General features: G+C 67.3%; 20 protein-coding genes. 6 read left to right on the forward strand and 14 right to left on the reverse strand.

Annotated elements, in window-relative coordinates; all coding sequences use genetic code 11:
- Window positions 1-5 precede the first annotated feature (5 nt).
- Both folP and AB0B25_RS05200 read left to right on the forward strand, forming a co-directional pair.
- Window positions 6-890: a dihydropteroate synthase gene (gene folP / locus AB0B25_RS05195; protein WP_357174898.1), complete on the forward strand. Its 885-nt coding sequence runs from the start codon at window positions 6-8 to the stop codon at window positions 888-890.
- On the forward strand, window positions 887-1,825 hold the full coding sequence (locus AB0B25_RS05200) for a glucosyl-3-phosphoglycerate synthase (protein WP_357174901.1): 939 nt from the start codon (window positions 887-889) through the stop codon (window positions 1,823-1,825). The genes folP and AB0B25_RS05200 overlap by 4 nt, the downstream gene beginning before the upstream one ends.
- A 159-nt stretch (window positions 1,826-1,984) precedes the next feature.
- On the opposite strand, the gene AB0B25_RS05205 is transcribed toward AB0B25_RS05200, so the two are convergent.
- The 7 genes from AB0B25_RS05205 to sigE all read right to left on the reverse strand — a co-directional run bounded on the left by AB0B25_RS05205 (window position 1,985) and on the right by sigE (window position 7,312).
- Window positions 1,985-2,224, reverse strand: coding sequence for a hypothetical protein (locus AB0B25_RS05205; RefSeq protein ID WP_357174904.1), 240 nt, complete (start codon window positions 2,222-2,224; stop codon window positions 1,985-1,987).
- Between the two features lie 22 nt (window positions 2,225-2,246).
- Window positions 2,247-2,693: a hypothetical protein gene (locus tag AB0B25_RS05210; protein WP_357174907.1), complete on the reverse strand. Its 447-nt coding sequence runs from the start codon at window positions 2,691-2,693 to the stop codon at window positions 2,247-2,249.
- A gap of 504 nt (window positions 2,694-3,197) precedes the next feature.
- Window positions 3,198-4,055 (reverse strand): hypothetical protein, encoded by an 858-nt coding sequence (locus AB0B25_RS05215; protein ID WP_357174909.1) that lies wholly within the window; start codon window positions 4,053-4,055, stop codon window positions 3,198-3,200.
- A 52-nt stretch (window positions 4,056-4,107) separates the two neighbouring features.
- On the reverse strand, window positions 4,108-4,524 hold the full coding sequence (gene tatB, locus AB0B25_RS05220) for a Sec-independent protein translocase protein TatB (protein WP_357174912.1): 417 nt from the start codon (window positions 4,522-4,524) through the stop codon (window positions 4,108-4,110).
- Window positions 4,525-4,647: 123 nt separating this feature from the next.
- Complete coding sequence (locus AB0B25_RS05225) at window positions 4,648-6,186, reverse strand: trypsin-like peptidase domain-containing protein (RefSeq protein WP_357174915.1); 1,539 nt, start codon at window positions 6,184-6,186, stop codon at window positions 4,648-4,650.
- Window positions 6,187-6,196: 10 nt separating this feature from the next.
- Window positions 6,197-6,592 carry a hypothetical protein gene (locus AB0B25_RS05230; protein WP_357174918.1) on the reverse strand — a complete coding sequence of 132 codons (396 nt, stop codon included), beginning with the start codon at window positions 6,590-6,592 and terminating at the stop codon, window positions 6,197-6,199.
- Window positions 6,593-6,652: 60 nt separating this feature from the next.
- A complete protein-coding gene (sigE, locus tag AB0B25_RS05235) occupies window positions 6,653-7,312 on the reverse strand; it encodes an RNA polymerase sigma factor SigE (protein WP_357174921.1) in 660 nt (219 codons plus the stop codon).
- Between the two features lie 270 nt (window positions 7,313-7,582).
- Here sigE and AB0B25_RS05240 point away from each other — a divergent pair, with 270 nt between their 5' ends.
- The 3 genes from AB0B25_RS05240 to AB0B25_RS05250 all read left to right on the forward strand — a co-directional run bounded on the left by AB0B25_RS05240 (window position 7,583) and on the right by AB0B25_RS05250 (window position 8,940).
- Entirely contained in the window at window positions 7,583-8,221 is a 639-nt protein-coding gene (locus AB0B25_RS05240; protein ID WP_357175020.1) for an O-methyltransferase, read from the forward strand.
- A gap of 69 nt (window positions 8,222-8,290) precedes the next feature.
- On the forward strand, window positions 8,291-8,518 hold the full coding sequence (locus AB0B25_RS05245) for a hypothetical protein (RefSeq protein WP_357174924.1): 228 nt from the start codon (window positions 8,291-8,293) through the stop codon (window positions 8,516-8,518).
- A gap of 215 nt (window positions 8,519-8,733) precedes the next feature.
- Window positions 8,734-8,940 (forward strand): hypothetical protein, encoded by a 207-nt coding sequence (locus AB0B25_RS05250; RefSeq protein WP_357174927.1) that lies wholly within the window; start codon window positions 8,734-8,736, stop codon window positions 8,938-8,940.
- Here the strand turns inward: AB0B25_RS05250 and glgC are convergent.
- Entirely contained in the window at window positions 8,937-10,151 is a 1,215-nt protein-coding gene (gene glgC, locus AB0B25_RS05255; RefSeq protein WP_357174930.1) for a glucose-1-phosphate adenylyltransferase, read from the reverse strand. The two genes, AB0B25_RS05250 and glgC, sit on opposite strands and share 4 nt — an antisense overlap.
- A gap of 137 nt (window positions 10,152-10,288) precedes the next feature.
- Here glgC and glgA point away from each other — a divergent pair, with 137 nt between their 5' ends.
- Complete coding sequence (glgA, locus tag AB0B25_RS05260; RefSeq protein WP_357175023.1) at window positions 10,289-11,443, forward strand: glycogen synthase; 1,155 nt, start codon at window positions 10,289-10,291, stop codon at window positions 11,441-11,443.
- 22 nt (window positions 11,444-11,465) lie between these two features.
- Here the strand turns inward: glgA and AB0B25_RS05265 are convergent, their stop codons facing one another.
- From AB0B25_RS05265 to AB0B25_RS05290, 6 genes are all read right to left on the reverse strand, one after another.
- Window positions 11,466-12,353 carry a putative RNA methyltransferase gene (locus AB0B25_RS05265; protein ID WP_357174933.1) on the reverse strand — a complete coding sequence of 296 codons (888 nt, stop codon included), beginning with the start codon at window positions 12,351-12,353 and terminating at the stop codon, window positions 11,466-11,468.
- Window positions 12,354-12,521, reverse strand: a complete 168-nt coding sequence (locus AB0B25_RS05270) for a DUF3117 domain-containing protein (protein WP_011211259.1) — start codon at window positions 12,519-12,521, stop codon at window positions 12,354-12,356.
- 141 nt (window positions 12,522-12,662) lie between these two features.
- Window positions 12,663-13,256: a DNA-3-methyladenine glycosylase I gene (locus AB0B25_RS05275; RefSeq protein ID WP_357175026.1), complete on the reverse strand. Its 594-nt coding sequence runs from the start codon at window positions 13,254-13,256 to the stop codon at window positions 12,663-12,665.
- Window positions 13,253-13,573, reverse strand: a complete 321-nt coding sequence (locus AB0B25_RS05280; RefSeq protein WP_357174936.1) for a DivIVA domain-containing protein — start codon at window positions 13,571-13,573, stop codon at window positions 13,253-13,255. The genes AB0B25_RS05275 and AB0B25_RS05280 overlap by 4 nt, the downstream gene beginning before the upstream one ends.
- A gap of 395 nt (window positions 13,574-13,968) precedes the next feature.
- Window positions 13,969-15,096: an Mrp/NBP35 family ATP-binding protein gene (locus AB0B25_RS05285; protein WP_357174939.1), complete on the reverse strand. Its 1,128-nt coding sequence runs from the start codon at window positions 15,094-15,096 to the stop codon at window positions 13,969-13,971.
- A gap of 19 nt (window positions 15,097-15,115) precedes the next feature.
- Window positions 15,116-15,982, reverse strand: coding sequence for a lytic murein transglycosylase (locus tag AB0B25_RS05290; RefSeq protein WP_357174942.1), 867 nt, complete (start codon window positions 15,980-15,982; stop codon window positions 15,116-15,118).
- Window positions 15,983-16,665 lie beyond the last annotated feature (683 nt).

The following is a 16,665-nucleotide window of genomic DNA, read 5'->3' on the forward strand; positions in this document are numbered from 1 at the left end:
TGGGCATGTTCAGCTCGGTCACGGCGCCGCTTCCGACACTGTGCGGCAGGCCGGTGGCGACGAATCGGGCGCTGGTGATGGCGATCGTGAATCGCACACCGGACTCGTTCTACGACCGAGGCGCCACCTTCACCGACGCGGCGGCGATGGACGCGGTGGCGCGTGCGGTCGACGAGGGCGCCGATCTGGTCGACATCGGCGGTGTGAAAGCCGGCCCGGGTGTGCTGGTCGACGCGGCCGAGGAGACCAGACGGGTGATCCCGTTCGTCGCCGCCATTCGGGCGAAGTACCCCGAGCTACTCGTCAGCGTCGATACCTGGCGTGCCGACGTGGCGTCGGCTGCCGCGGGCGAGGGCGCCGACCTGATCAATGACACTTGGGCCGGCGCCGACCCGGATCTGGTCCGGGTGGCGGCCGAGCACGGTGTCGGGGTGGTATGCAGCCACACCGGCGGCGCGGTGCCGAGAACCAGACCGCATCGAGTCCGCTACGCCGATGTGGTGGGCGAAGTCGCGGACGCGGTGGTGATCGCCGCCGAGAACGCGCTCGCGGCGGGGGTGCGCAAGGATTCGATTCTGATCGATCCCACTCATGATTTCGGCAAGAACACCTATCACGGGCTCGAGTTGTTGCGCGGAGTGGACATTCTTGTAAATACCGGATGGCCAGTCTTGATGGCGCTGAGCAACAAGGATTTCATCGGGGAGACTTTAGATGTCGATCTTTCCGAACGGCTGGAGGGCACATTGGCAGCAACAGCATGGTCGGCGGCCGCCGGCGCCCGAGTCTTCCGAGTCCACGAGGTAGCCGCGACCCGGCGGGTCGTGGACATGATCGCCGCGATCCAGGGCATCCGGCCCCCCGCACGAACCTTGCGAGGTCTGGTATGAAAATCCAACACCGCGAGCCCGCCTGGGCGACGACCAATACCTGGGACAGCCCGGACTGGACGGTCGACGAACTCGTCGCCGCCAAAGCGGGGCGCGCTGTCTCGGTGGTGCTGCCCGCGCTGAACGAAGAGCGCACCGTGGGTGATGTGGTGGCGAGCATTCGGCCACTGCTCGGCACACTGGTCGACGAACTGATCGTGCTCGACTCCGGCTCGACCGATGCGACCGCGGAACGGGCACGCGCCGCGGGGGCCGAGGTGATCAGCCGCGAACAGGCGGTACCCGAGCTGAATCCCGTCCCTGGCAAGGGCGAGGTTCTGTGGCGATCTTTGGCCGTGACCAGCGGCGACCTGATCGCGTTCGTCGACTCCGATCTCATCGACCCGGACCCGGCCTTCGTGCCGAAACTGCTCGGTCCGCTGCTCACAGTCGGCGGTATGCACTTGGCCAAGGCGTACTACCGCAGGCCGCTGCGCCAGGGTGACGCAGTGGACGCGCATGGCGGCGGCCGCGTCACCGAGCTGGTGGCCCGACCGCTGCTCGCTGCGCTGCGGCCCGAGCTGTCGCAGGTGCTGCAGCCGCTGGGTGGTGAATACGCGGGTACCCGCGAACTGCTCACCTCGGTGCCGTTCGCGCCTGGCTACGGTGTGGAAATCGGGCTGCTGCTCGACACCTACGACCGGCTCGGCCTGAGCGCGATCGGCCAGGTCAATCTGGGTGTGCGGACGCACCGCAATCGACCGCTGGCCGACTTGGGGGTGATGAGCCGCCAAATCCTGGGGACCGTGCTCGGCCGCAGCGGTGTGCAGGACTCCGGTTCGGCGCTCACTCAGTTCCCGCTGATCGGTGACGAATTCACCGCGCACAGTACCGAGGTGTCCCTGACCGATCGCCCGCCGATGAACACGCTGCGACCCGTGCGGGCGGCCGCCTGAATCTCGATCGCCAGTTGCTGGGTGGCGGGTTGCTGCCGTCCTCGGGTTCGGCCGGTCCCCGGATACCCGTCGAGGGAACAGGAATCGCGCCGCGGTGGCGAAGGATGCCCGTGTGTCGACCGACGGCGCAGCCGTATCCGCAGTTCAGCTATCGGATAGCTATTCGGCCCGGTTGTGTTGTTCGGGCAGCGATTCGGCTACCGGCTCCTCGTGCCCGTCGGCCGTACTGTCCGCCGGCCGCGTGAGCGCCGCCGCGGTGGACTCCTTCGTGAGGCGGTCCTGGAGCTCGGCGACGGTCAGGTGCTGGTGCGAGTCCGTCGGTCGCAACAGCACGGTGATGGCCAGCGTGAGCAGTCCGGCCGTCAGCACCACGACGCCGACGAGCGCGAGCGGATTCACCGGCGCCTTCTCGAAATACGCATCACACGGCCGTCTCGCGGAGTTGCAGATAGGGCTGGACCGCGCCTGTCTCGAAGTATGCCGTGAAGATCTCGGCCGCCTGCTCCGCGGTGAAGACTTCGTCCGGGTAGATCACCGGCGCGGGCACACCGGCGGGAACCGGCATGTCGAGGCCGGGTACACCGATCCGATCGCCGGGCAGTCCGACGACGAACTGGCGCGCCGTGGAGCCGATGGTGGCGCGCAGTTCGATCGCCAACGCGTCGGCCGCGCCGGTGCATTGCAGATAGTTCCGTCCAGGCGCGGAGCTGATCGCCGGACTGATGTCGGTGGGCCGCATGGGCACGGCGAGACGAGTCATGTTCACCGAGTAGCGGTGAAGGCCGTCGAGCCTGCGCAGTGGGCGTAGGAAATTGTCGAGGGTCTCGTCGGGTCCGAGGAACACCTTCAGTCGGTCGCTGTAGGTCATCCGGTGGGTGGTGAGCGCCGGATCGGACCGCGCACCTGGACAGAGCGACTCGTTCCGCTTCGCGGGAGGTGTGGACGCCGAACTCGCAGATATCGAACTTCGAACATGCACCAGAGTTCACCTATCGACTTAGTTATCTTTCAGCTATTGAAGCATTCATGCAGGAAAGCGTGTGCCGGAGGATGATGTGACGTGCGTCACATTCTTGGAGTTCTGTGTGTGACAAGCTGTTCGGAAGTGCCGAATGCGCAGGTGGCAGGCATTCGCTCAGCGAAGGGGTCATCGATCCAGGGGGCTGACAGTCGAATTGTGGTCTCGACAGGTAAGCCTCGTACCTCCGGTGGGACGATTCGGTGTGGCCGACCGCTCCCGGTTACCGCGCCGATGAAGTTACCAGCTGTGCTTCGGCATTCGATAATTCCCGGCCGATCACGCCGAACCAGCGGTAATCCGCTGTGGTGCCGGCTGTCGCCGCGGGGCGGGCGGCCCGCGTTTCGGGGTAACTCAGCGGCGCAGACCCGGTGCGGGCAACCGCTTTTCCGGATCGTGCCGGTAAACCGGCGTGAGCAGGTCGGCTTCCAGCGGTTCGCCGGTGGCACGGTCGAATCGGCAGGACACCAGCACCGAAAACAGATGTGCGCCTGCCCGCTCGTGCAGGGCGGCCAGTCTCGTGGAGAGCAGCCGGACGGCGCCGAGTGAGCCGGGCGGATGCATGCCATCGATCATCAGCACGCTACCGCGCGCGTCGGGTCTGGGCAGTCTGGCCAGATAGGCGATGTCGTGTGGTTCGGGCCCACCCGGTCGGTATACCCGCCGCGCCGCCCGATCCTCGATGCCACGGCGCGCGTCGCCCGCTCTGGGCACTGCGCGCCGAAGCCGTGGATCGGCGGTGATCAGCTGGCGAAGGCTGGGGGACAACTCCGGGCCGCCGAGCACGATCAGCCCGTCGCGTCGCAGGTCGATCGGGCGACCCGGCAGGAAATGCTCGATCGCGACCGTGAAGCCGAGTTCGCGGAGTAGCTCGGCCAGTCGGTGCGGTGCGGCCGGATCCGGCGCACCGATCACCCGGCCCGCCCGCACCTCCGGAAGGAGCACGGTGAGTGATCCGTGCCCGAAGAACAGCCCCTCCGGTGCGGGTCCCTGGGTACTCACCTGATGGATTCGGGCCCGGGAAAGCCCGGCTGCCGCACCGATTCTGGCGAACGTCCAGCCTTCGGCATGGAGGTCCCTGATCACGGCACGGCGGATCCTGGTCAGTTCGTTGATGGTCTGCTGGGCCGCCGCCACCCCATCGGTGGCCGCTTTCAGTCGCTCGACCTTGTCTTCGATCGCGAACACGCGCGCCACGTCATCGGCCGACATGTGCGAAGTCTAGACACCTAGTCGCGTGATGGCGTCTAGACTGCTTGACAGATCAGGTGGCGTCCGAGTCGATCGGCGGACGTTCGTTGCGCTCCAACGGCTTATCCGGCTTCGGTATCGAATAGTCGGGCATTCCGCTGTTGGTGCTGTAGAGGTCTTTTTTGTCGGGCAGCGCGCCGCCCCAATCCTTGAACAGCGAATCGTCGCCGTTGAGAAGGTGTTTGGTCACCATGGAGCGCGGAGTCATGCCGCGCAATTCATTCAGGTCGGCCAACGGCTTTCGCAAATCCTCGAATTCCGGGCCGAGTTCCTGTTTCAGTTGGGAGGTCGCGCCGCTCGCGTAATCCCGCACCTGTCGCAGGCTGCGAGTGGTCCAGCGCACCGCACCGGGCAGGCGCTCCGGTCCGAGGATCACGAGGGCGGCGACGAGCAGGATGACCATCTCGCTCCAGCCGATGTTGCTGAACACCTAATCAGGCTACCCGGCGCGCCGGGACATGGTTCAGCGAGACCGGGCGCGGGGCCGGACGGTGCGTGGTGTCCGGACCCGACCCGTTTACGGTGAGCGGCAGAATACTGCCGGAATCGAGTCTCAGTCCGATTCCAGAGTTACCGGAAGGTCGACTCGGCGACCGTCGCGAATCAGTTGAACGGTGACCGTCTGACCGATCTTGTTCGATTGTTCGGCGACCGTGAATTCGTCCGAGCTGGTGACTTCCCGATCGCCGACTCGCACGATGACATCGCCTTCTACGATGCCGGCTCGGGCGGCCGGCCCGTTCGGCGTCACATCAGCGACCGCGGCTCCGCTCATCACGTCGTTCGCGACCGTCTTGGTGCGGACGGAAAGGCCCATGCTCGCGTGATGGATACGGCCGTCTCGGATCAGCGTTTGCGCCACCTGGGTCATGGCGTCCACCGGGATGGCGAAACCGAGGCCGACCGAGCCGCCGGTCTCGCTGCGGATGGCGGAGTTGATGCCGATGACCCGGCCCTCCATGTCCACCAGGGCGCCACCCGAGTTACCGGGATTGATCGACGCGTCGGTCTGCACCGCGTCGATCACGGCCTTCGTATCGCTCCCCTCGCCCTCCAGTTTCACGGGGCGGTGCAGTGCGCTGACGATGCCGGAGGTGACCGTCTTGCTCAGACCGAGCGGCGAGCCGATGGCCAGGACATCGTCGCCGACCCGCACGTCGCCGGACTTGCCGAGTTCGGCGACGGTGAGATTTTTCACGTCGACTTTCAACACGGCCAAGTCGGTCTTCGGGTCGCGGCCGACGATCTGGGCGGGCACCCGGGTGCCGTCGGAGAACTGGACCTGAATCGCGGCGCGATTGCTCTTGTCCTGGGCGGCCATCGAGATGACGTGGTTGTTGGTGACGACGTAGCCCGCGCCGTCGATCACCACGCCGGAACCGGTGGCGCCGTTGTCGCCGACGGTGACCCTGATCGACACGACCGACGGCAGTACGGCATTCGCGACCTGCGCGATCAGGCCGTGCGGGCGATCGGAATCGCCGCTCTGCTCCAAGGTGACCTTGCGTGAGGTGAGCGTGGATGCGGTGTCCGCGGTCAGGCTGCCGACCAGACCACCGAGCAGGCCGATCCCGAGTGCGACCAGTGCGAGCACCGCCAGCGCCTTCGGCGCGACCACCGAACCGAACAGCACCTGGCGGGCGGTGAGCTTCTCGGCCTGCGGTAGCGGTCGCGACAGGGGCGTCGGGACCGCGGGGGCGCCGAGGCGCACGGCGGCATCGGGGTCACGCCACGGATCGGCCGGACCCGCGACCGGCGCGGTACCGACGGCCGCGTCGGGGTCGCGCTGCAACAACTCGGAGGAGCCTTGCGGGCGGCCGAACGCCTCGGCGAGCACGGCGTCCGGCGGGCGGTTCTGGAGGTCGGGGCCTATCGGTGCCGCCGGGCCTGTCGCGCCGGTCGGCAGCGGCTCGGCGAACGAGCCGGACTGGCCGGATGGTCTGCGGAAGGTGCGCGCCGTGTGCGTGTCGACATGGGGCCGGTAGACCGGGCGCGGGCCGAGCACGGGCGCGTCCGGTGGACGGAGATTCCCGCGGTCGGCCGCCGAATCCGAGGTGCCGGCCGAGCTGGAATTCGTCGATTCGGTGGTCACTCGGGAAACTCTACTTGCGCCACCATGTAGTCCACCGGGTCGCGGTGAACGAATCGGTCAGAAAGCCGAAAACCGCCTCGTTGCGCGGTGCTGTGCCGGATCTGGACGCCGGGGACTGTGCGTTGCTCGCCCCGCCCGGCAGTTCGGCAAGAGGAATCCTGGTCAGGCTGTCGTGCAGTCCGGTCGGAATCGCGACATGGCCGGCGTGGCGCAACGCGATGCGCGCCTGTTGCTGGGCCTCGACCTCCGCCGCGCATTCGGGGCACAGCGAAAGATGCTGGGCAGCACGCAGATAGGCGTTCATACGCAATTCGCCATCCACGTAGGCCGCGATCGCCTCACTCGCCAGATGCTCGGTGGGGCTGAAACGAGGCGGACGACCTGACGTACTGGAGTCGCCACTCATTCGGTGCTCACCCTTTCAACCGACATCGTCCGATCCGTTGGCGATGCGGCTGCCGACGGATCACCCTATGTTCGCATCAGCGGCGAACCGCTGCTCACTTCCATTATGCGCAAGGTAGTCGCGCAGTGCCTGACGCCCACGGTGGATTCGACTGCGCACCGTGCCGAGTTTCACGCCGAGCGTAGCGCCGATCTCCTCGTAGGACAGCCCCTCGATATCACACAGAACGACGGCGGCGCGGAACTCCGGCGCCAGCGAATCCAATGCGGATTGGAGGTCGGGGTCGAGCCTTGAATCGTGATATGCCTGTTCCGGACCGGGGCCCTCGGCGGGAACGCGGTCGTAATCCTCGGGCAGCGCTTCCATCCTGATCCGGTTACGGCGGCGGACCATGTCCAGAAACAGGTTGGTGGTGATGCGGTGCAACCAGCCCTCGAAGGTTCCCGGCTGGTAATTCGACAATGAGCGGAACACCCTGATGAACGTCTCCTGGGTGAGATCGTCGGCGTCCTGAGCGTCGCCGGAGAGGCGATAAGCCAGCCGGTAGACCCGGTCGGCGTGCTCGCGGACGAGTTCGTCCCAGGACGGCATGGCCGCTCGGTCACCGGTGGCATCGAAAGCGGCAGTTCCGGTCAACTCGACGGACTCCTCGGCGGTGTCCACCTCGATCGGCGGGATCTGTTCGGACAGGGTGGCGTACTCGCGCGCCGCATCGACCATGTGGATGGGGCTACCTCCTACTAGGGACCGCATACGTTCGGGACTTGCGCCGGCCCGGATATTCGGACCGTGACGACTGAATACAACCGCCATGGGTTATGTCGTTGTTCCCGCATCCCGTGTGAACACGATCGGTTGGTCATACTCTGTCGTGTCCTGATATGGCCGGGATATGGAGACCCTGAGGGTCACCTGAGAAAACCGGCGGCGAGAATGGCGGGCGGCGCGTGTTGTCCGGAACGCCGAGACTGGCCACCCGGCGTTAGCCTCATACCCGTGGCATCGAATCTGGAGCGAAATCTCGCCTACGTGGAGGAATCCGTCGTGGAAGACGAGATCCTCGTCAGTGCGCGCGAACGGGCCACCGAACTCGGCGTGGCGCCCGTGCCACCCTCGGTGGGGGCGCTGCTGAGCATGTACGCGCAATTGCTCGGCGCGCGTGCCGTGGTCGAGGTGGGTACCGGTGCGGGCATCAGCGGACTGTGGCTGCTCGACGGGATGCGCGAGGACGGCACGCTGACCACCATCGATTCCGAGCCGGAGCACCAGCGTGCGGCCAGGGAGGCGTTCCGCGCGGCGGAGATCCTGCCCGCGCGGACCCGCCTGATCAACGGACGGGCGCTCGATGTGCTGCCACGCCTCGCCGACGGCGCCTATGATCTGGTCTTCATCGACGCGGCACCGCTGGAGCACCCGGAGTATGTCGTCCAGGCGGTGCGACTACTGCGCGACGGTGGAGCCATCCTGCTCCACAACGCCCTGCTCGGTGGGCGGGTGCCCGACCCGGTGCAGCGGGATCCGGCCACCCAGGCTGTGCGCGCCGCGACCCGTGCCATCGCGGAGCATCCGGAACTGACCAGCGTGCTGATCCCGGTGGGGGACGGATTGCTGTGCGCCTCGCGTGGTTAGTGTTCGGCACGCGCTGATTCCACGACCCGATGGTGGGTACTCGATGGGAAACAAGTCAGCGAGGGTGTGATGCGTGAACTCGATGCGATCGAGATCGGTTCCATGGCTGAGGTCGTGGTGGAACGACGATCGAGTTGGCTGCGGCCGACCATATTTGCCTTACTTTTCGTGATCCTGGGTGCCGTCTTGGTGCTGCTCGTTGTCAGCAATGCCGATTTCGACACCGGTCCCCCGAAAGTCACGCCGACACAAGGGCCGTGCGAGCCGTTCTGCACGCAGGCGCCGCAAAGCCCGTAGGCCTCGGTTCCGGCTGCCATCGAGTATCGAGCACCTGGGGCACGGACCGGCGCTCGGCCGCCGACGCGGGAGCGAAACGGTGCGAACAACATTCGCGAATCCGGCCGATACCCCGCCGGGTCGGGACTGTCCGGCGCATGCTGCAGAGAGCGGGTGTGCACGGGCACCGATGGGTCGTTTCGCCGAGCAAGCGTCCGGAAAGAAGGTGTGGTGCGGTGATTCTCTGGGACGATGACGAGCGCCGCGTTCGTCCGATCCACTGGGGTCGGACCATGGCGGCCTTCGCGGCGGTGCTCCTGTTCGCGCTGTTGGCGGTCTACTTGGTCAGCACCGCCGATTTCGGCGGCGCCTCGGGGACGACCGCGCCCCGCACCCCCGGCCCATGCGCACCGTTCTGCCCTGCGCCGCCCGGCGGCCCCTAGACCCAGACACCTTTGCCGACCGTGACGACGCCGCCATTGCTCACGGCGAACCGGTTGCGATCCCGCTCCAGATCCACCCCGATGATCTCGCCGTCGCCGACCACCACGTTCTTGTCCAGGATGGCGTGCCGCACCACCGCTCCACGCCCGATTCGGACACCGGGCATGAGCACGCAGCCCTCGACGGTGGCGCCGTCGTCGACCATGACATTCGAACTGAGCACCGAGTTGCGCACGGTGGCCGCGGACAGGATGCTGCCGGCGCCGACGATGCACTCCTGGGCAAGCCCGCCCTGGGCGAACTTGGCCGGTGCCAGGTTCTCGGCGGCTCCACGGATCGGCCAATGCCGGTTGTAGAGGTTGAACACCGGGTGCACCGAGACCAGATCCATGTGCGCCTCGTAGAACGCGTCGATGGTTCCGACATCGCGCCAATAGCCGCGGTCGCGGTCGGTGGCGCCGGGGACATCGTTGTCGGCGAAGTCGTAGACGCCCGCATGGCTCGCGCCGACCAGCGCTGGAATGATGTCGCCGCCCATGTCGTGGTCGGAGTCGGAGTTGTCGGCGTCGGCCTTGATCGAATCCACCAGGACCTTGGTCGTGAACACATAGTTGCCCATGGACGCGAACGTGACGTTCGGGTCGTCAGGAGTGCCCGGTGGGTGCGCGGGCTTCTCCAGGAACTGGGTGATCCGGCCCGATTCGTCGCTGTCGATGCAGCCGAACGCGCTCGCTTCGCTGCGCGGCACTCGAATGCCCGCGACGGTCACACCCGCCCCCGAATCGATGTGGTGGCGCACCATCTGCTCCGGGTCCATCCGGTACACGTGGTCGGCGCCGAACACCACGATGTAGTCCGGGTCCTCGTCGTAGATCAGGTTCAGTGACTGCATGATCGCGTCCGCGCTCCCGGTGTACCAGCGCGGCCCGAGCCGCTGCTGCGCGGGCACCGGGGTGATGTACTCGCCGGCGAAGCCGGACAGCCGCCAGGTCTGCGAGATGTGCCGGTCCAGCGAATGCGACTTGTACTGGGTGAGCACGCACAACCGCAGGAAGCCCGCGTTGACCAGATTGCTGAGCACGAAGTCGATCAGGCGGTAGGCGCCTCCGAACGGGACCGCGGGCTTGGCACGGTCCGCAGTGAGTGGAAAGAGTCGCTTGCCCTCGCCACCGGCGAGCACGATTCCGAGTACGTGCGGCTGGCTCCTCACATCTGCCAAACTACCGGGTGACGCGTGGGTGAGTAGCCCGCACGGACTCGAACGTCTAGTTTGAACCGGTGAGTTTCGGCACGTACGGCGGGCGCTCGGCGGTGGATTCCGACGAGCGGAACCGGCTTCGGGTCGCGATGCTGACTCGGGAATACCCACCCGAGGTGTACGGCGGAGCCGGGGTGCATGTCACCCAGCTGACCGCGCATCTGCGTGCGCTGTGCGACGTGAGCGTGCACTGCATGGGCGTCGCGCGCACGGATGCCGTGGTGCACCAACCGGATCCGATGCTCTCCGCCGCGAACGCCGCACTGCAGATGATGTCCACGCAGTTGCGGATGGCGGATGCTGCCGGCGAGGTCGATGTGGTGCACTCGCATACCTGGTACACCGGTTCGGCCGGGCACCTGGCCGCGCTGCTCTACGGTGTGCCGCACGTGCTCACGGCGCATTCGCTGGAACCGCGCAGACCGTGGAAGGCCGAGCAACTCGGGGGCGGATACCGGCTCTCCTCGTGGTCGGAACGCAATGCTGTCGAGCACGCCGACGCTGTGATCGCGGTGAGCGAGGGGATGCGCCGCGACGTGCTGAACGCCTACCCGGCGGTCGATCCGGACCGAGTACACGTGGTGCGCAATGGCATCGACGGGCGAATGTGGTATCCCGGCCCGGCGGCCGCGGGCTCGCCGTCGGTGCTCACCGCGCTAGGTGTGCGCACGGACCGGCCGATCGTCGCGTTCGTCGGTCGCATCACTCGGCAGAAAGGCGTCGGTCACTTGTTGGCCGCGGCCCGCGACTTCGAACCCGGCATCCAGCTCGTGCTGTGCGCGGGCGCGCCGGACACGCCGGAGCTGGAGCACGAGGTCGCCGCGGCGGTGGACGAGCTGCGGCAGCGGCGCGGCACCGTGTTCTGGGTTCGCGAGATGCTCCCGACCGAACAGATCCGGCAGATCTTGGCCGCCGCCACCGTGTTCGTGTGCCCGTCGGTGTACGAGCCGCTCGGCATCGTGAACCTGGAGGCCATGGCGTGCGCTACCGCGGTGGTGGCCTCCGATGTGGGTGGCATCCCCGAGGTGGTCGAGGACGGCCGCACCGGACGGCTGGTGCACTACGACGCGGGCGCCGCCGAGGACTACGAGCGCGACTTGGCGGCCGCGGTCAACGAGGTCGCCGGCGCCCCCGCGCTCGCCGCCGAATTCGGCGCCGCAGGCCGCGCTCGGGCGGTCTCCGAGTTCGACTGGGCTCGGGTCGCGGCGCACACGATCGAGGTATACGACAAGGTCCGTAGGTGATAGGCGCGACCGGACGGCCGGGTCAGGCGGCCGGACGATAACTGGCGACGACGACTGAGGCGGTCACCTCCACAGTCTGCGACAGATGCGCCAGCCGTGCGTCCGTGGCGGTCGTGTGATGTGCGGACGGCCCCATGCCCACCACATTGGCCACATCGGAGCGGTCGAGCGTCATCGGATACTCGACGAGCGTGTGCTCGACGGGTTCGAAGTGGCCCGACATCGCGTTGTCGAGCCGTCGATCCTTATCCGGGTCGACGCGCACCATGTCCAGCGGGCCGATCAACTCGCCGAGATGGCGCTCGGTGGGTGTCGCGACGACGAAACGACCGTTGTCGGCGAGGATCCTGGCGATCTCGCCGGGATTGCGTGGGGCGAACACCGAGAGCACCCGGTCGAGCGCGCCGTCTCGGATCGGCACTCCGAGCCAGGCGTCGGCGAGGACCGCCGCGGCGCGCGGGTGGGAGCGGGCGCACCGCCGGACAGCGGGCTTGGCGACGTCGAGTCCGATACCGACGGTCGAGGGAGCGGCGTCCAGCACCGCGGCCAGGTAATAACCCGTGCCCGCGCCGACTTCCAACACCGAGCCGTCGGGTCGCTGTGCCGCCGTGACGGCGCGGGTCACCGCATCGGCGATCGGCGCGAAATGCCCTCCGCTCTGGAAGGTGGCACGTGCGTCCAGCATGGCCGCGGAGTCACCGATCATCTTGGTCGACGCGCCGGTCAGGAGGCTGACATAACCCTGTCTGGCGACGTCGAAGCTGTGCCCGCGTCCGCAGCGCAGCGCCCGATCCCGTGGTTCGAGCGTGAGCGCCGAATCGTTCTCGTGCGGCCGCGGTAAGCGCACGCATTCGGGGCAGGTGAGTAGACCGGCCACCGCTGCGAGCGCCGAGTGCTCAGCTGGTGACACTCAGCTGGTCACGCTCTTCAGTTCGTCGCCGAGCGCCGCTGCTTCATCCGGCGTGAGTTCGACGACCAGACGCCCGCCACCCTCGAGTGGAACCCGCATGACGATTCCACGCCCTTCCTTGGTTGCCTCGAGGGGACCGTCCCCGGTACGGGGCTTCATGGCCGCCATCCTCTGCTCCCTCCAGATCTGCGCGGTCTGCTGCGCACTTTCTTGGAACTCCAGTTGTCACCAACCAGCGAGCTCGCCGGCATTTGGCGAGCTACACCCGTCCTATTCTTCCCTATCGCGGATGTCGACGGACACCTGAGTTCAAAAAGTGACCGGTCGGCCCGTGGCGGGTGGGTCACTGCTCACCCAGCAATCGGCGAGATGATCGTCGACCATTCCGGTCGCCTGCATCAACGCGTACGCGGTGGTAGGTCCGACGAATCGGAACCCGCGCCGCTTCAATTCTTTTGCCAGAGCAACAGATTCGGGTGTCGTCGCGGGAATGTCCCCGTGTGCGCGCGGTCGTGGCCGCGGTGGCGGCGCGAACGACCAGAGCAGTGCGTCCAACCCGGAATCGAGGTCGCGGGCAACCCTGGCGTTAGCGATGGCGGCCTCGATCTTGAGCCGATTACGCACGATGCCCGCGTCGGCCAGCAGCCTCGTCACGTCGGCGTCGCCGAACCGCGCCACGCGCTCGATGGAGAACTCGGCGAACGCCGCGCGGAACGCGGGCCGTTTCCGCAGGATGGTGATCCAGGACAGCCCCGACTGAAACGCTTCCAGGCACAGCCGTTCGAACAGAGCGTCGTCGCCGTGCAGCGTCCTGCTCCATTCGTAGTCGTGGTAGTCGCGGTACAACTGCGAATTCAGCGGCCACGGGCAGCGGATCCGGCCGTCGTCGACGGGCACGGTCATTTCGACTCGGGCGTGGTCGGCGTCGGCCACCGGTGCGCCTGCGCCTCGGCGAGTTGCTGCTGGAGCTCATCGATCCTGGCGGCCAGTCTGGCCAGCGCCCAGTCCACCTCACCAGCCTTGTATCCGCGCACCACCTGCTGGAAGCGCAGCGCCCGCACATCCGCCCCGGAGATCGCCTCGGCGGGAAGCACAGTGGCCGTCGTCCCCTCCGGCAGCGGCCCCAGTTCCTCGGAGCGTCCGAACACCGCACTGGCGAGCAGGAACAGCACCGCGGCGACCAAGCCGACGATCAGCACATACAGCAGCATCGTAAGCATGAGGTCTAGTTTGCAGCGCCGCCGGCGCCGCGGGTTCGCGGCCCCCTGTTGGTTCGCGTCCGAGCTACCGCAACCGGCGACTTCGGCGCAGACGTGTCGATCGCTCGGACATTGACCGGGCGACGAACGGACCACTCCCGGTCCGGCCGAAGCCGTCCATGACCCTTTACTCGCCCGCAGAGCAAGGCGGGATCGGGTTGCGGTCGGCGGTTGCGACAAGTGAACGGTCCTGGCCGTCCCGAGATGACAGCGGTGAGTTCACAATGATCGGTGGTCCCGATAACCAGCGGACGGTAGCCGCCAGCACCGTGCGTTCCGGTCCCTCATCGCTAGGACGCGAGCCACACAGGGGTCGCGAACACGCAGCGCCGCCGGCGCTGCCATCGAACACAGCATTAAGCACGGTCGATGCCGAGGGACATGCCCGCGAGGCCGCGACGGCGGATCGCGAGCTTGTCGGCGACCTCCAGCAGCGCCTTGGCTGCGGGGTTCGCCGGATCGCGCAGCACGATCGGCGTGCCCTCATCGCCCGACTCGCGCAGCGCCTGCTCGATCGGGATCTGACCCAGCAGCGGCACCTTCGCGCCGACCGCTTGGGTCAATCGGTCAGCGACCGCTTGGCCGCCGCCGGAGCCGTAGAGGTCCATTCGGGTGCCGTCCGGCAGGTCCAGCCAGGACATGTTCTCCACCACGCCCGCGATCCGCTGCCGGGTCTGCAGTGCGATCGCCCCGGCCCGCTCGGCCACTTCGGCGGCGGCCGGCTGCGGGGTGGTGACGACCAAGATCTCGGCGTTCGGGATCAGCTGAGCGATGGAGATGGCGACATCGCCGGTGCCTGGCGGCAGGTCGAGCAGCAGGATGTCGAGATCGCCCCAGAACACGTCGGCCAGGAACTGCTGCAACGCCCGGTGCAGCATTGGGCCGCGCCAGACGACAGGCGTGTTGCCCTGGGTGAACTGCGCGATCGAGATCATCTTCACGTCGTGCGCGACGGGCGGCATGATCATCCGTTCGACCTGGGTCGGACGGGCGTCGGTGCCGAGCATGCGGGGAATCGAGTGGCCGTAGATGTCGGCGTCCAGTACGCCCACCGAGAAGCCGCGTGCGGCCATGGCCGCGGCGAGGTTCACCGTGACGCTCGATTTTCCGACCCCGCCTTTCCCGGAGGCGACCGCGTAGACACGGGTCAGTGAGCCGGGCTGGGCGAAGGGGATGACCGGCTCGGCCGAGTCTCCGCGCAGTCGCTTGCGTAGATCGGTGCGCTGCTCATCGCTCATCACGTCGAGCTCGACGGTCACCGCGCCGACACCGGGTACATCGGCAATGGCTTTGGTGACCCGCTGGGTGATCTCGGTGCGCAGCGGGCAGCCTGCCGTGGTCAGGTAGATCTCCACGTGGACTTTGCTGTCGGCGCCGATCATGACGCTTTTCACCATGCCGAGCTCGGTGATCGGCTTGCGGATTTCCGGGTCGTCGACCTTTGCGAGGGCGCCTCGCACATCCGATTCCGTCACTACTGGCATGGCAGGAATTTTAGGCGTGTCAAATTCTCGGCAGGTCTCCGGGCCGGGGTGCGACCCCGGTGCTGTAGGAGCTCTCCCAGGCCATGACGTTCGCGACGTAGGCCATGGAGTGGTTGTAGCGCAGGATCGCCCGGGACTGTTGGGCCAGATCGCGCATGTTCAGACCACCGTCACAGAGGTACCTTCCCGAGGTCAGCGCCGCGTCGAAGAGGTTTTGCGGATCGGCGATGCCGTCGCCGTTGCCGTCGGCGGCGTAGTGCTTCCAGGTCTGCGGCAGGAACTGCATCGGGCCGATCGCGCGGTCGGATCCGGCCAGGCCGTCCAGCGCGCCGTCATCGGAGTCGGCTACGACCTGGTTGCCGCCCAACGATCCGTCCAGCACCGGGCCGTAGACCGGGCTGAGCGGATTGCCGTCGGCATCGGCCTTGCCCCCGAACGCGTGCGTGGACTCGACCCGGCCGATACCGGCCAGCAGCGACCATGGCATCCCGCACACCGGATTCTCCGCTGCCAGAATGCGTTCCGCGTTCTGGTAGGCCGCGACGGCCACGCCGGGAACGCCCACCGGCCCGGCGGGCAACGCGGCGGCTTGCCTGCCTGCTGGCAGCGCAACGGTTTTCACCACCGGCTTCGCCGTGGGTGCGGCCTTGGCCAGCGCGTGCGCGATGTAGTCGGTCGTGACAACGGGTTCGGCGACGGTCTGCAGGCCGGCGCTCGGCTCGGCTCGAGCAACTTCGGGCGCCTGGACCGCGGCGGCGGAGGTGGCCATGGTGTCCACCTCGGAGATGGCCGTGACGGCCACGATCCCAGTCGGTACCAACCCGGTCAATGCGATAACGGAGCTGCGCCGGACGGTGACGGTCGGCGGCTTTCGGTGACGTCCCACGGTGTGGTGACCCTCCAATGGCTCGGCGTGAGCCTTTCGTGACGAACGAGAGGAAGGTTACCGCATTCGAGATCTCTTTGTTACTGCTTCGTGATCCGATATCGGGTTTGCATCACTGTTGGGCTGCAAGGGGTGTGGGGAGTGGGATGACGATGCCGAAGGGGAGGGTGAGGGCGGGTGGGGGATTCGGAGCAGGTTGGGATTGTTCGGGTTCGGTGGCCGGTTGCGGGTCGTGAGTGGTGTCGGGCGGGTTGGGCGCTTGCTCCACCGGCGCGTCACCGGGCTGACCGTCGGGCGCTGCGGGTCGGCCGTCGGGAACTGTGGGATTCGTGCCAGGGGTCGCAGGTCGACCGTTGGGGACTGTGGGATTCGTGCCAGGGCTTGCGGGCCGACCGCCAGGGGCCGCGGGCCAGCCCCAGGGGGTTCCGGCATCGGCCGTGGTCGGCAAACAGGTATCGGCCCAACGGTCCCCCGGATCACCTACTGCGGAACCGCTCGCATCCCTGTCACCAACAGATCCGGAGTCACCCGGCTCGCCAGGCCCCGCACCATAACCGCGACCAGGCGCCGGCACGGGCGCGAACCGAGCCGAACGCGGCATCGGCGCCGGAACCGCCCGCATCAGACACGGATCCGCCGGCGGCGCAACCGGAACCGGAGCCGGACAGAAGACCCCGCACGGA

Origin of the sequence: Nocardia sp. NPDC049190 (assembly GCF_040648115.1) — a bacterium.
Taxonomy (GTDB): domain Bacteria; phylum Actinomycetota; class Actinomycetes; order Mycobacteriales; family Mycobacteriaceae; genus Nocardia.

Excerpts from the sequence above, each read along its gene's own strand:
- AB0B25_RS05230 (WP_357174918.1), bottom strand. The coding sequence starts at position 6,592 with ATGAGTGGCGACTCCAGTACGTCAGGTCGTCCGCCTCGTTTCAGCCCC.
- folP (WP_357174898.1), top strand. The coding sequence starts at position 6 with ATGTTCAGCTCGGTCACGGCGCCGCTTCCGACACTGTGCGGCAGGCCG.
- AB0B25_RS05270 (WP_011211259.1), bottom strand. The coding sequence starts at position 12,521 with ATGGCGGCCATGAAGCCCCGTACCGGGGACGGTCCCCTCGAGGCAACC.
- glgA (WP_357175023.1), top strand. The coding sequence starts at position 10,289 with ATGCTGACTCGGGAATACCCACCCGAGGTGTACGGCGGAGCCGGGGTG.
- AB0B25_RS05210 (WP_357174907.1), bottom strand. The coding sequence starts at position 2,693 with ATGACCTACAGCGACCGACTGAAGGTGTTCCTCGGACCCGACGAGACC.
- AB0B25_RS05275 (WP_357175026.1), bottom strand. The coding sequence starts at position 13,256 with ATGACCGTGCCCGTCGACGACGGCCGGATCCGCTGCCCGTGGCCGCTG.
- AB0B25_RS05285 (WP_357174939.1), bottom strand. The coding sequence starts at position 15,096 with ATGCCAGTAGTGACGGAATCGGATGTGCGAGGCGCCCTCGCAAAGGTC.
- sigE (WP_357174921.1), bottom strand. The coding sequence starts at position 7,312 with ATGGTCGATGCGGCGCGCGAGTACGCCACCCTGTCCGAACAGATCCCG.
- AB0B25_RS05215 (WP_357174909.1), bottom strand. The coding sequence starts at position 4,055 with ATGTCGGCCGATGACGTGGCGCGCGTGTTCGCGATCGAAGACAAGGTC.
- AB0B25_RS05245 (WP_357174924.1), top strand. The coding sequence starts at position 8,291 with ATGCGTGAACTCGATGCGATCGAGATCGGTTCCATGGCTGAGGTCGTG.
- AB0B25_RS05280 (WP_357174936.1), bottom strand. The coding sequence starts at position 13,573 with ATGCTTACGATGCTGCTGTATGTGCTGATCGTCGGCTTGGTCGCCGCG.
- AB0B25_RS05200 (WP_357174901.1), top strand. The coding sequence starts at position 887 with ATGAAAATCCAACACCGCGAGCCCGCCTGGGCGACGACCAATACCTGG.